Origin of the sequence: Pelosinus baikalensis, from assembly GCF_020819555.1 — a bacterium.
Classification (GTDB): Bacteria; Bacillota; Negativicutes; order DSM-13327; family DSM-13327; genus Pelosinus; species Pelosinus baikalensis.
The window spans coordinates 155783-169043 of the sequence record NZ_JAJHJB010000003.1; the positions used below are offsets into that span (position 1 = coordinate 155783).

General features: G+C 35.5%; 12 protein-coding genes. 2 read left to right on the forward strand and 10 right to left on the reverse strand.

Annotated elements, in window-relative coordinates; genetic code table 11:
- Positions 1-432 precede the first annotated feature (432 nt).
- The 3 genes from LMF89_RS03795 to LMF89_RS25640 all read right to left on the reverse strand — a co-directional run bounded on the left by LMF89_RS03795 (position 433) and on the right by LMF89_RS25640 (position 1375).
- A complete protein-coding gene (locus LMF89_RS03795; protein WP_229533943.1) occupies positions 433-705 on the reverse strand; it encodes a hypothetical protein in 273 nt (90 codons plus the stop codon).
- A 72-nt stretch (positions 706-777) separates the two neighbouring features.
- Entirely contained in the window at positions 778-1134 is a 357-nt protein-coding gene (locus LMF89_RS03800) for an ATP-binding protein (RefSeq protein WP_229533944.1), read from the reverse strand.
- A 109-nt stretch (positions 1135-1243) separates the two neighbouring features.
- Entirely contained in the window at positions 1244-1375 is a 132-nt protein-coding gene (locus tag LMF89_RS25640; protein ID WP_255710914.1) for a hypothetical protein, read from the reverse strand.
- A gap of 832 nt (positions 1376-2207) precedes the next feature.
- Between LMF89_RS25640 and LMF89_RS03805 the strand changes: the two genes are divergently transcribed.
- A complete protein-coding gene (locus tag LMF89_RS03805) occupies positions 2208-3737 on the forward strand; it encodes a recombinase family protein (protein ID WP_229533945.1) in 1530 nt (509 codons plus the stop codon).
- A 45-nt stretch (positions 3738-3782) separates the two neighbouring features.
- Here the strand turns inward: LMF89_RS03805 and LMF89_RS03810 are convergent, their stop codons facing one another.
- The 7 genes from LMF89_RS03810 to miaB form a co-directional block, all read right to left on the reverse strand.
- Complete coding sequence (locus LMF89_RS03810; RefSeq protein ID WP_229533946.1) at positions 3783-4346, reverse strand: AAA family ATPase; 564 nt, start codon at positions 4344-4346, stop codon at positions 3783-3785.
- Between the two features lie 97 nt (positions 4347-4443).
- Positions 4444-4710 carry an RNA chaperone Hfq gene (hfq, locus tag LMF89_RS03815; protein ID WP_007956510.1) on the reverse strand — a complete coding sequence of 89 codons (267 nt, stop codon included), beginning with the start codon at positions 4708-4710 and terminating at the stop codon, positions 4444-4446.
- Positions 4711-4735: 25 nt separating this feature from the next.
- Positions 4736-5689, reverse strand: coding sequence for a tRNA (adenosine(37)-N6)-dimethylallyltransferase MiaA (gene miaA / locus LMF89_RS03820; RefSeq protein WP_229533947.1), 954 nt, complete (start codon positions 5687-5689; stop codon positions 4736-4738).
- Positions 5690-5692: 3 nt separating this feature from the next.
- Positions 5693-6478, reverse strand: coding sequence for a class I SAM-dependent methyltransferase (locus LMF89_RS03825; RefSeq protein WP_229533948.1), 786 nt, complete (start codon positions 6476-6478; stop codon positions 5693-5695).
- Positions 6479-6561: 83 nt separating this feature from the next.
- The gene (gene mutL, locus LMF89_RS03830; RefSeq protein ID WP_229533949.1) at positions 6562-8379 is read right to left on the reverse strand and encodes a DNA mismatch repair endonuclease MutL; all 1818 of its coding nucleotides are present in this window, start codon (positions 8377-8379) and stop codon (positions 6562-6564) included.
- Positions 8376-10970, reverse strand: coding sequence for a DNA mismatch repair protein MutS (gene mutS, locus LMF89_RS03835; RefSeq protein WP_229533950.1), 2595 nt, complete (start codon positions 10968-10970; stop codon positions 8376-8378). The genes mutL and mutS overlap by 4 nt, the downstream gene beginning before the upstream one ends.
- A 66-nt stretch (positions 10971-11036) precedes the next feature.
- Positions 11037-12413, reverse strand: a complete 1377-nt coding sequence (gene miaB, locus LMF89_RS03840) for a tRNA (N6-isopentenyl adenosine(37)-C2)-methylthiotransferase MiaB (RefSeq protein ID WP_229533951.1) — start codon at positions 12411-12413, stop codon at positions 11037-11039.
- Between the two features lie 440 nt (positions 12414-12853).
- On the opposite strand from miaB, the gene LMF89_RS03845 reads away from it, so the two are divergent.
- Positions 12854-13195, forward strand: coding sequence for a hypothetical protein (locus LMF89_RS03845; protein WP_229533952.1), 342 nt, complete (start codon positions 12854-12856; stop codon positions 13193-13195).
- The last annotated feature ends 66 nt before the right edge of the window (positions 13196-13261 follow it).

A 13261-nucleotide genomic window follows, 5' to 3' on the forward strand; every position in this document is an offset into this window, starting at 1 on the left:
GTTTAAATCCAGCGACCAATGCCATTTCAGCTCCTATCTTGATGCTTCTGTAACCAATGAACTATGTCCTTAATATAAGATCTCAAGTAAAGGTGAGTCTAGCGTAGTAACGTTTAATTCTCCTGCTGATATCGGGCAATTGGCGCAGTTTTATAGCGAGCTTAGAACTTAGTTTAGAAAATAATTCTTGCTTACAATGACAATTATGATCTAGTCTGAAAAAAGAAATAAGCACAGCCTTACTCCATTAGTTAAATGGCAGGCTGTGCCTTTGTGTATAAACGGTGGAATTGTCATGAAGCGTTTACAAAGGTTTGACCAGTGGTCAATCCTATCAAAACATTTGGCAATATCTGCATCTAAGATGTATTTGGGCTGATGTACTATACCAATAAAGACGGCTTGTATGGCATGTACTGCAGTCGGTCCTAACTAAGTGATTCTCGTAACTGTGCCTGGTAGCCAGCTTACATCAATATTGATCAATTCTTTTGTTAATTCAACCATGTTCATAACATGATAGCCAACTAATTTTCCTCCATCATATGCCCCTATGACGCTATTCGGGATTTTTAGCTTTTCGTAAATCAATTCGTCATTATTAAGATTAAGTAAGTCAGGTCTAGTTAAATGCTCGGCAATAACTTTTTGTAAATCCATAATCTGCCTAAAATGAGTTTGGTTCAAAGAACAAATGTAGTTCATTAGTTTACACCTCTCTTTATATAATCTAATTAGAGTATATAAAAAAAGGGAGAAATTAACTAATAATAGAAATTATGCAATTGCAAATGAAACATAAAAAATCGTTCCATGCGTGCTAGTAACAAATTCGATGCGTGCATTATGACGTTGGGCAATGCTATAGCATATTGCAAGACCAAGTCCTGTTCCATTATCTTTTATGGTGATAAAAGGAATTCCGATCTTATCGATAACATGTTGACTGATGCCGGCTCCTTCATCTTTGATGGCTAACACTCGCACCAGGATAAAATATCCTCCATTTTCTCTGGCAATACCAATAGCATCCATATATTGTTGAGTTTTATAGTAAGATACGAGCGATTGGTAGTGGCTTATGTCAAGTTCCGTTGGCGATACAATCACACGGTTATCAATTGTTTCTATCAATCGTTTCGTGCTATCTTCACGGCATAAAACGTCGATTGCATAGTAAGCGGGATTGATTATATCATTAGAAATTGTTGAATCAACATTATCAATCTGTTGATCAGACAATTTAATAAAATTGTTTTTTTACATCATCTTTAATAAATTCAACAATACTCACACTGCTGATCATATAAGGACAAATAAAAGCGATGAATACTCCAATAACAAGTTTCTTTTTTAATGTATTGATTCGAAACATTTTCCGCAACCTCCATGATTAGTAGCAATGTACTAAATCAAGAAACGTAATTTTATATGTTCTAACGCCCCCTCATATGTCGATGCCCTTGCACCTACTTAATCTTCACTAAAAATGATAGAGCCATTGATAGAGCGGCAACTACTTTAAAGTGAGTTATGGCTACTTTCTCTATTTAATTTGCTAATTCCTGCTAAAAATTTACATTATAGTATTGATTCTTAAGAAAAGGAATATATAGCGGTTGAATGCTGTCATGGGTGCTTGAAGTATAGAGAGTCCGTTGTCGAGAGATTGCGAGAGATCTGTGGCAATTGAGCAAAGGTCAGTGTGAGTTGTGTAATGCTTACAGGTAGACGAAAGTCTGCGTATAGGTATGTAAGATCGGTATTGGCTGTAGAGTAGATCATTACTGGTTCTTTTATGCTAACAGATTAACCATAAAGCACTGCTCACGGGGGCAAACCTTAACTGGTATAGTCAACACCACAATTTACTATTTTTAATGCTAGTTGCTCAATTTCTACGAAAGATCATTTCTTCCTTTAATTCTACAAATATAAATGCCAATATTGTAATATCGTGGTAAAATACTATTGTTCTATTATTAATTAAAAGTGATGGTACCAAAATAAAAGCAACAATTTAATCGACAACTATTTATTAAAAACATCTCTCTTTGTATCAAGCAATGACATTATTGAACAAACTTAAGCCACGCTGCTCTCTGATTGTTTTTAATTATTATAGGTTAGTAACTATAACAATCTCATCTATTTCTTGTAATTACATATTAGACTTTATCAACCTCGTTACGGATAGGAGGCTATATATGATTGCAGCACTTTATATACGTGTATCTACAACAGATCAAGCAGAGAAAGGATATTCTCTTGAGACTCAGTTGTCGGAAAATCGCCAGAAGGCAAGTGAATTGGGGGCAACAGCTTTCGTTGAGTTTATTGACGATGGTTATAGTGGGGAGTATATTGATCGCCCTGCCCTCACCCAACTGCGTGATGGATTAGAAAGAAGAGAATTTGATATAGTTGTTATATACGACCCTGATCGTTTGGCCAGAAACCTAGCTCACCAACTCATTATTACGGATGAAATAGAAAAATCCGGAGCAAAACTACTGTTTGTCTCCGTTACCTTTGAAGCATCTCCTGAAGGAAAATTATTTTACTCCATGCGAGGCGCCATATCCGCCTATGAAAAAGAGAAAATCAAAGAACGTACAACCCGCGGTAAGAAGGGAAAGGCTCGCCAAGGTAAGCTTGTAAACAATGGGCGCTGTTTTGGATATGACTATGATAAAGCTAACAGTATGTATATTATAAATGAGGATCAAGCTGCTATTATACGTCAAATATTTGATTTGTGTATAAAAGACAAAATGGGTACCGCCCTGATCAGCAAAGAATTGAACCGTGAAGGTATCCCCGCTCCCCGTGGTAATCGTTGGATTGTCTCCAGCATACACCGCATACTTACGAATACAGCCTATAGAGGCGTTATTTATAGTATGAAGTACAAATCTACCAAGACAGGTTTTAACACTCGTACAATTGAGACTCGACCGGAATCTGAATGGATACCCATCAAAGTACCTGCTATTGTCGATGAAATCACCTGGCACTCTGCGCAAAAGCAACTGCAATCGAATAAGGATTTAGCAAAAAGAAATTTAAAAAATGATTATCTTCTAAATGGTCTAGTCTGCTGTGCACGCTGTGGGAGAAAAATGACTATCAAACATTCGGGGAATAGCAATAATCCGGTCAGCTATTATACTTGCTTAACGCAAGTTAGCACATCCTATATGTACTTAGAAAATGATAAATGTACAGCCAGACGTATCCCTGCTGTTATACTAGATGAATTGGTATGGGATAAGTTACATGAGTTGGCAGAAAACCCCGAACTAATTGATCAATACGCACAAGATATTGGCAATCCTATTGCAACAGCAAAGATTAAAAACACTTTGGTAAAACTAAAAGATACTGAGAAAAAAATAAGCACTCAAAAGGAAACCATTATGCGATGGTTTCGGCAACAAATTATTAATGGCAGTGATGCCGAAAAACAGTTAGATGAGATTAACAAGCAACTTATTGACATTGAGGTTACAACAAAACGCTTGAATGATGAATTGAATTTTCTTACATCTCAAACTAGCCCCGCAGATATTGCAATGAATCTTAATAAATACTTTAAAGATACTCAGTATTACTCTGAGGAAGAACGAAAGATTGCTATGCGTGCTGTACTCGATAAAGTAAATGTTGAACGAATTGACACTACCTATGCCAAGAATAGCAAGCCTGAATTTACGATTGATTTGAAGTTTTTATAAAAACCCACGGTACCATATTGTATATGCATTTATTCCTTTAGGTCATTACATACTGGTTCTTACCAATACATCAATAGATTCTTTACCAAAATCTTTTTCACCGCCCCGGGCTAAGGAGTATGCTTCGTCAATAAATAAGATGCCGCCATATGCTTTCTTTAATTGTTCTCGAGTTTTTTGGGCTGTATGCCCAATGTATTCTCCAACCAAATCAGCTCTCTCAACCTCAATAAGATGACCACGTTGTAATACTCCAATCTCACGAAATATTTGCCCAAGGAGCCTAGCCACGGTGGTTTTTCCTGTACCTGGATTTCCCTTAAAGATCATATGTAGTACTAATGGTTCCGTATTTAATTTTTCCTGTACGCGTCGACGCTGAATTTCAATAAATGCGTAAATCTCTCTTACTAATTTTTTCACTTCTGACAATCCTATTAAATGGTCTAATTCATATAAGATTTCTTCTATTCGCTTTTGCCGATTATCGATTTTAGTATGATGAGCAGTTATATTATCTAACTCTCGCAAAGACTTAAATGCCTGAGTCGGTGAAATTTCGCCATTTCCAACAGCTGCAAAAACATCTTGTGGATAAACATAGGTCATTTAAATCACCCCACCCTATGGTTATAGATGATATACATTATACGCAACATGCAACAAACGGTGATAAAAAAATTCTAGGCAAATGCCTAGAATTTTTTTATAGTGATTTATCTGATTTATTATCTTCTTTTTTTTCATGAGAAGTTGATGATAGCGGTCTCAGAGGCGTAATCGTCGATATGGCATGTTTATATACCAATTGCTGTTTACCATCATTTTCTATAATTACAGTAAAGTTATCAAATCCTTTAACGACACCTCTCAATTGGAAACCGTTAATAAGATAAATAATTACAGGCAGATTGTTTTCTTTGCGGATTTGGTTTAGAAAACTATCTTGTAAGTTAATAGCTTTATTTAGCATAGTTAAACCCCTCCGATTTTTATTTTTATCTTAATGATTCGATTCTAAGGTTACGTTTTCCTGCAATTTCTTTGTAAATAGTTTCCATCATCTCATTTGTTGTATCGAAAATTTTTACATCAAACCAGATAATATATGGCATTTTCCGATACCAAGTTAATTGACGTTTGGCAAAATTCCTTGTAGCTTGTTTAATACTGCCAATCGCCGTAGCTAAATCGATTTCTTTTTGCAAGTACTTAACGATTTCTTTATAACCAATACCTTGCATCGCCTGGCAGTTAGCTGGTATACCACTGTTTAACAATTTTTCTACTTCATTTACCAAGCCTTGAGACATCATCAAATCGACTCGTTGATTAATCCTTTCATATAATAACTTTCGCTCCATTGTAAGCCCAATAACAACAGCATCATATAAAAGTCTATGCTGCTCCATTAGCTTATTTTGGGATACGGTTTCACCACTAAGATAATAGATTTCTAAAGCACGAATGATACGGCGTAAATCATTAGGATGCAAACGTGCAGCTGTATCTGGGGATACTGCTGCTAATCGATCATGAAGATATTGATTCCCATGTTTTTTTGCTAAATCATCTAATTGTATACGTAATTTCTCATCACTAGGCGTGGGATTAAATTGATAGCCTTCCAATAAGGCTTTTACATACAACCCAGTACCACCTGCTAAAATAGGTATTACTCCTTTTTGATTTATATTCGTAATATGTTGGCTGGCAAGCGCTGTGAAATCAACTACACTAAAATCTGCCTGGGGTTCCAAAATGTCTATTAGATGATGAGTTATATTAGATCGTTCATCACTAGAAGGCTTAGCAGTTCCAATATTCATTTCTTTATAAACCAACATCGAATCACCAGAGATAATCTCAGTATTCAACATTTTTGCAAGCTCAATGCTCACTTTCGTTTTACCTACAGCAGTTGGTCCTATGACAGCAATCAGCTTTTCCATAATTTAGTTCTCCACCTTAATAACACCATATTGAATACTACTATATTTTCCACCGTAAATAGTAGTAATGCCTAAACGATCAAACTCATTATTGCGAGACGCTTCTTTAATAACTACCCTTTTTCTTGCTACTCGACAGGCTTCTGCAAAAGTACTTTCTGCTATGGGACTATTATCAGCTAAATAGCGCAAAGGTTTTAAGTTTGAACTGCTATAAATCGGCTGACGAAACATAGGATCAAAAAATACGACATCAAAGCTATTATCAGGCAAATTAATAAGAACGTCATGGCAATGTTTACTTTTCACTTGAATACGACGTAATGCCTTGGTAATATCTTCTTTCTCATGGGTAAAATGTTGTAAACCATAACTTGCGACAAAGGCAAGAATAGGTGAAGCTTCAATACCAATGACCTTCCCTGTCGGACCAACAATAAAACTGGCCACAATTGCATCCGTAGCTAATCCTAATGTACAATCTAACACTGACATACCTGCAGATAATGACATAGCTGTTATCATATGGTCATTTTTACCATTTTTTAGATTTTCTATTCGCAATTCAGCCATATTTAAATGAAAAAAATACTCACCGCCTAGTGTATGGACAATTGGACCATTTTTCGTAATGACAACTATATTTTCCACTTGATAGTTGTTTTTTAGTGCGGTAATTGAATAACGATCCCGAGAGATTAAAGGAACTTGTAATGTTTTCGCTATTTCTTGTGCTAATTCTTCTATTGCGCAGGAAGGGGATTGTATTGTTGTCACTAGTAAGTCCATTCCATCACCTATTATCTAATACAAATATTTTGATCTTAATTTATAACAAAGTATCTTTAATGTATAGTCAAGTTGCTTAGAATTTATGTACGTTTAAACATTTTATATAAGTCTTTAGGAGTAAAACGTATCATTGCAGGCCGCCCATGAGGACAAGTATAGGGCAAATGGGTATTACACAATTCCCCAATTAAAGCTTGCATTTGCCGCATATTCAGTGTTTCCCCAGCCTTAATCGCAGCACGGCAAGATGCTATTTGCAGGCAGTGATGACGTAATTCCTGTGGATTAGGATCATGCATATTTTGAATATATTCTAATATTTGCCTAATCGACGCCTCGGTTTCTGACAATGGAATATCACTAGGTAATTCAGATAAACGCATGGTATTAGGTCCGGCTAATTCTAGCGTGAATCCTAATTTGTAGAAAGTATCATGATATTCTGAAATAATATTAATTTCAGTAGTATCAAAATCCAAAAATAAAGGTACTAGTAATTGTTGTGAAGGAATACGCTCTGTGTGTTGACTCATTTTATCATAAAGGATACGTTCATGGGCTGCATGTTGATCAATAATGTACAAACCATCAGGACCTTTACTGATAATAAAGCAATCATCGACTTGTCCTAGAGGATATAACGTAAACTGAGAATCCTCTGTAATTCTTGATATCACATTAGGAGCTGGTGTATCGAAGAACATCATTTCTTCCTTCTCTAATGTATCTCGCACTACATTTAGGGGAAGCGGAGTTTCTTGCCAAGAACTTACTATAGGAACAGAAGCAGCATTATAAGGCTTTTTGTAGTCATTATTCGTATATGAATTCGAAGCAGAATGAGAATAAGAGCTGGGGTTAGGTTTAAACTCAACCGTAGCTGCCAGTTGATCAGGAGCATGCGGTGCAGACAAAACCTCTATGACAGCCTTATATACAGCTCTAAAAATTTTTTGTTCATCACTGAATTTAACTTCACTTTTCTGCGGATGAACATTGACATCAATCGTATCTGTGGGAACGCTAAGATTTAAAACAGCCAAAGGATATCCGCTCTTAGGTAATAAAGAATGATACGCATTATCCAGAGCTTTCGCTATTGAACGACTATTGATCACTCTTGCATTAACAATAACAGTTTGCCACTGACGACTACTTTTTAGCAAGGTCGGTTTAGATAAATAACCGGATATTTTTATGTTATCAATTGTATTTTCATAATGAACTGGCAACAAATCAGGAGCAATTTTTTGTCCATATATATTAGTTAATGTGTCCTGTAACTGATTATTACCAGGAGTAGAAAGAACCAATCGATTATTATTAATCAACTTAAAGGCAATGTTAGGATTGGCTAACGCAATTTTCGTTAAAATATCATGAATATGAGAGCTTTCAGTAGAGGGCGTTTTTAAGAACTTCTTGCGAGCAGGAGTATTAAAGAATAAGTCTTTAACGACAATACTTGTACCTACACTTCCACCTGCTTCTCGGATGTCAGTGGTAATTCCTCCTACCACCTCTACATACGTTGCCAATGATTGATTATCATGAAGACGGGTGGTCAAAGAAAACTTAGACACTGCTGCAATACTAGGGAGAGCCTCGCCACGAAATCCTAATGAGGTGATTGTTGCTAAATCTTCCGCTGCACTAATTTTACTCGTAGCATGACGTAAAATAGCAAGTTGTGCATCCTCAGAACTCATACCAATACCATCATCAGTTATTCGAATAAAACCAATACCGCCTTCAGCAATTTCAATTTCGATATTTTTGCTTTGTGCATCAATAGAATTTTCAACAAGTTCTTTAACAATAGAAGATGGGCGTTCAACCACTTCTCCTGCAGCAATTTTATTCGCTGTATTTTCATCTAAGACATGAATAAAGCTCATAATTTACCAGACTCCTGTTTTGCCTGATTTTGTAATTGATAGAGAATATTGATCGCTTCAATGGGAGTAATTGTTGTAATGTCTATTGCTAATAATTCATCTACCGTCGATGACGTGAATAGGGATATGGGAGTGGTGGCAGCAGCAGATTCCGCTACAGAAAGAGAAAGATTTTGTGATTGTACATGATTTTGTTCCAATTCTACTAACAGTTCTTGCGCTCGTTTAATTACCTTTTGTGGTAAGCCTGCTAACTGGGCTACATGTATACCATAGCTTTTATCTGCGCCACCAGGGATTATGCGGCGTAAAAAAACTACATCGCTCCCTCTCTCTTTTACTGCGACGGAATAATTTTTAACGGTTTTATGATAATCAGCTAGTTCTGTAAGCTCATGATAATGAGTCGCAAATAATGTTTTAGCTTTAATACGTTCTTTGATGTATTCAATTACAGCGCGAGCAATACTCATCCCATCAAAGGTACTCGTTCCTCGTCCAATTTCATCTAAAATAATTAAGCTTTGTGATGTAGCATGCTTTAGTATTTGTGCAACTTCATTCATTTCTACCATAAATGTACTTTGTCCGGTTGATAAATCATCACTGGCTCCTACTCTGGTAAAAATTCGGTCAACAGGGCTAATAATCGCTTCTCGGGCGGGAATAAAGCTACCGATTTGTGCCATAAGTACAAGTAATGCGACTTGGCGCATATAAGTGGATTTACCTGCCATATTAGGACCAGTAATAATCATGATTTCATTACTATGATGGTTTAGTTCACTATCATTAGGAACAAATAATTCCCGTTTTAACAGTCGCTCCACAATCGGGTGACGACCATCTTTAATAGTGATTTCTCTTGTTTGGGTTATTGTAGGTCTAATATAATTATGACGAAAAGCAACTTCACTTAAACTAATAATAGCATCAAGCTGCGCTAATTGTCTGGCTGTTTCTTGAATTTCTTTAATATATACTTTAATATGATCCCGTATTTTAGAAAACAGATGATATTCAATCGTAACAATTTTTTCTTGAGCACCGAGAATCTTAGACTCAAATTCTTTTAACTCAGGCGTAATGTAGCGTTCCGCATTTGCTAGGGTTTGTTTTCGAACATAGCTAAGTGGAACAGAAGCAGTATGAGAATGAGTAACCTCAATATAATAGCCAAAAACTTTATTATATCCGACTTTGAGAGACTTAATACCGGTGTTTTCTCTTTCTCTCGTTTCAATATCCTGCACAAATTGTTTACTGTCTCGCGCTATCGTATGTAATTCATCTAATTCTAGATCATAGCCTCGTTTAATTAAGCCACCCTCACGCACAGAGAATGGTGGATTATCTACAATAGCAGTATCAACTAAGGTAACAAGATCGACATGAGTATGCAGATAAAAGTGTAAATTACTTAAAAAGATCGTATTGGTTTTTTGTAGCTGCTCTTTGATCGTAGGTAATACCACTAATGAGGATTTTAAGGCAATTAAATCACGAGCGCTTGCAGTACCTACTTCAATACGAGTTAAAATTCGTTCAAGATCATAAATATTAGCTAATGTTTCATGGATGGTTTGACGCAATGTGGGTTTTTCTAAAAGTTCTGCAATAGAGTCTTGTCGCTGTATAATATGAGTTGTATTCATTAATGGGTATTCCAACCACTTTTTGAGCAAACGGCCACCCATTGCCGTTTTTGTATAATCTAACACATAAAGCAGGGTATCTTTTTTACCCCCATCTCTTACGTTGCGTGTCACCTCCAAATTACGCATACTGGTCGAATCAATTGTCAAATATTCAAATGCATTATAATTTATAAGCCGATTGATATGTGACAAATCGGTTTTTACCGTCTGGTGTAAATAATATAATAAACAACCAATGGCAGCAAGAGCCACGTCTTGTTGAGGCAAATCATCCATCATAAAATGCTGCTTTGGTAAATCGCTAACTAGCTTTAGATTATCAATTGCTAACGTTGTATGAGTACAATGAGATATGCGATTACTAATAAAAGTATTTAACTTTTCGATGTTTTCAATTTTGCTTGCTAATACTAACTCCGTAGGCATTAATCGAAATAATTGATCGTATAATGCTGTTAATCGCTGAGAGCCTAAAAAGGTTGCCCAGAGACATTCACCTGTTGAAATATCGGCAGCAGCAAGAATTAGCTCTTCCTCTTCTTCATATAACACTGCCAGATAGTTATTATTATTATCTGGTAAAAGATTTTCGGCAATTATGGTACCCGGAGTAATAATTTTGATAACCTCACGCTTAACGATCCCCTTGGCTTGCTTTGGATCTTCGACTTGTTCACAAATGGCTACTTTATAGCCTTTGCTAATCAACTTCGCAATATAAGTATCTGCTGCATGATAAGGTATACCACACATAGGAACACGTTGTCCGCCATCTCTTGCTGTAAGTGTAATTTCTAATTCACGTGATGCCAGCTCTGCATCCGTAAAAAACATCTCATAAAAATCTCCCATACGAAAAAATAAAATTTCATTTTCATGCTTACTTTTAATCTCCAAATATTGTTCCATCATAGGGGTATACTTTATCGTCATAGGTGTTCGCCTCTCTTCCTTGGTGTAGTCGAGATTATAAAAAAGGATGTCGTTATATAAATAATGTTAATCAATTAGTTTTCCCTTTAATATCCAGGTTTGTGCAGTTGTAATTTTAATATTTGCAAGCTGACCAACTTCCTCTGTTCCTTGCTTGTCCCATAGAACTATCTTATTAGTGGTGGTACGCCCCATAAGCCTGTTCTCATCTCTTTGACTAGGACCCTCCACTATAACAGTTACTACAGTATCTGTAAATTGTTGATTAATTTCTAAACTTATATCATTCTGTACATCCATTAATTTTTGCAGTCTTTCTTTTTTGACTACCAAAGGTACTTGATCAGCCATTGTAGCTGCTGGTGTACCAGAACGTTTGGAATACAAAAATGTATAGGAAGCATCAAAGCGAATTTCTTTAAGAAATTCAAGAGTTTCTTGAAATAATTCATCAGTTTCACCAGGAAAACCTACAATAATATCAGTAGTAAGACTCGCATGAGGAATAGCTTTGCGAATTTTTCTAACTAGCTCACGATAATAGTCAGTTGTATAGCCTCTATTCATCATTTTTAAAATGGTATCACTACCTGACTGAACAGGTAAATGAAAATGATCACAGATTTTTTTACTATTTAAAATCGTATCAATTACCTTATCGTTTATATCGCGTGGATGAGATGTCATATAGCGAACACGTTCAATGGTTTCCACTTGATCAACGGCCTTAAGTAAATCAGCAAAATCACCATATTCTTTTGTATCATTGCCATAGGAATTAACATTTTGTCCTAATAATGTAATCTCTTTAAATCCGTCTAGTCCTAATTGATAAATTTCCTCTATAATATCATGTAAAGGGCGGCTCCGTTCACGTCCCCTCACATAAGGTACAATACAATATGTACAAAAATTATTGCAACCATACATAATAGGTACCCACGCTGAAATTTTTCCGCGACGTATCGTAGGTACGTCAGGTGCTAAACGTTCGGCTTGATCCCAAACCGCTAAAACGCGATCTTTTGATTCCTCAAACTCTTTTACAATCTCTACTAACTGATGCACGTTGTGAGTACCAATAATTAAATCGATATGTGGAGCTTTTTTAAATAACTTTTCTTTATCCTTTTGAGCCATGCAACCTGCAATGGCAATAATGAGATTCGGATTGCTTACTTTTAAATTTTTTAGTTCTCCGATTTTACCATAGATTTTTTTCTCAGCGCTTTCTCGTACACAGCAAGTATTAATTAAAATAAAACTGGCGTCCTCTAGACTCTCAGTATATTCATAACCAATACTTTTAAGTTGACCAGCTAATCGCTCAGAGTCATGATGGTTCATTTGGCAACCATAAGTATACGTAGTAAAATATTTTATATTGGAATCCTTCACTTCATTTGATGGTATTTCTACATTATATTGATCTGGTTTTGACATATATATCAACTCCCATAAATTCTACATTATTCTTCAATATTATAGCTTAAATGAATCAGTTTATCAAACAAGCTTAAGATGATACGATCAACTTTTAATAAAAAAAACTAGCTCAATTATGAATGGCTAGTTTTTTCTCCTACTTATTATATTTTCATTATTACTTTGCTAAAAGTTTGAACTATTAAAATTTAGCAATGATCTTAATTGATTTGATAATAAGTATTGCTATCAATGTTATATTTTAATCGTCTTGATTTCCTTTTCCACTAATTCCATCACTCTTTTTCCAGACATGGTTTCATTTTAATATATTGTTACAGTTCAGCACTCATTTATTCGTTAAATTTTTTGTATTTTAATAAAAGATAATGAACAATAACTTACTATGTCACCTTTACTATAATCCACGAATAGTATACAGCAGGTGATTATTATATATGACTAAAATGAATGAAGGAGCAGAGACAATGAAATATCCAAAAGGAAAGGGTTTTGATCTTACTGGTGGCTTAATTGTAACGGTAGTACTCGAAGAATACTCTTTAACTGGAACATTTCTAGGCGAAATAGAAAACCGCCATTGTAAGGAACCAACTTATGTTAGTGTGCAGGAGGATTCCGAATTTATTCTATTACAATTAACGTGTCCAGTTGATGTAATAAATGGACCGGAATTCCCCGTAGGTACAATTATCGCTGTTAATGTTGAACAAATTTTATTTATTGCTCCTGGCGGTATCTGCGATACAGATGCTACCACCATTACTTCTAGCAATTAAATCTGAATTATAGTTAAAGCCTAAATCCAACAAATGAGTTGGAATTAGGCTTTTAACTATAATTAA

Bases quoted from the DNA above. Each gene is read 5' to 3' on its own strand.
- LMF89_RS03795 (WP_229533943.1), bottom strand. From the start codon at position 705: ATGAACTACATTTGTTCTTTGAACCAAACTCATTTTAGGCAGATTATG.
- LMF89_RS25640 (WP_255710914.1), bottom strand. From the start codon at position 1,375: ATGTTTCGAATCAATACATTAAAAAAGAAACTTGTTATTGGAGTATTC.
- LMF89_RS03805 (WP_229533945.1), top strand. From the start codon at position 2,208: ATGATTGCAGCACTTTATATACGTGTATCTACAACAGATCAAGCAGAG.
- LMF89_RS03810 (WP_229533946.1), bottom strand. From the start codon at position 4,346: ATGACCTATGTTTATCCACAAGATGTTTTTGCAGCTGTTGGAAATGGC.
- hfq (WP_007956510.1), bottom strand. From the start codon at position 4,710: ATGCTAAATAAAGCTATTAACTTACAAGATAGTTTTCTAAACCAAATC.
- miaA (WP_229533947.1), bottom strand. From the start codon at position 5,689: ATGGAAAAGCTGATTGCTGTCATAGGACCAACTGCTGTAGGTAAAACG.
- LMF89_RS03825 (WP_229533948.1), bottom strand. From the start codon at position 6,478: ATGGACTTACTAGTGACAACAATACAATCCCCTTCCTGCGCAATAGAA.
- mutL (WP_229533949.1), bottom strand. From the start codon at position 8,379: ATGAGCTTTATTCATGTCTTAGATGAAAATACAGCGAATAAAATTGCT.
- mutS (WP_229533950.1), bottom strand. From the start codon at position 10,970: ATGACGATAAAGTATACCCCTATGATGGAACAATATTTGGAGATTAAA.
- miaB (WP_229533951.1), bottom strand. From the start codon at position 12,413: ATGTCAAAACCAGATCAATATAATGTAGAAATACCATCAAATGAAGTG.
- LMF89_RS03845 (WP_229533952.1), top strand. From the start codon at position 12,854: ATGACTAAAATGAATGAAGGAGCAGAGACAATGAAATATCCAAAAGGA.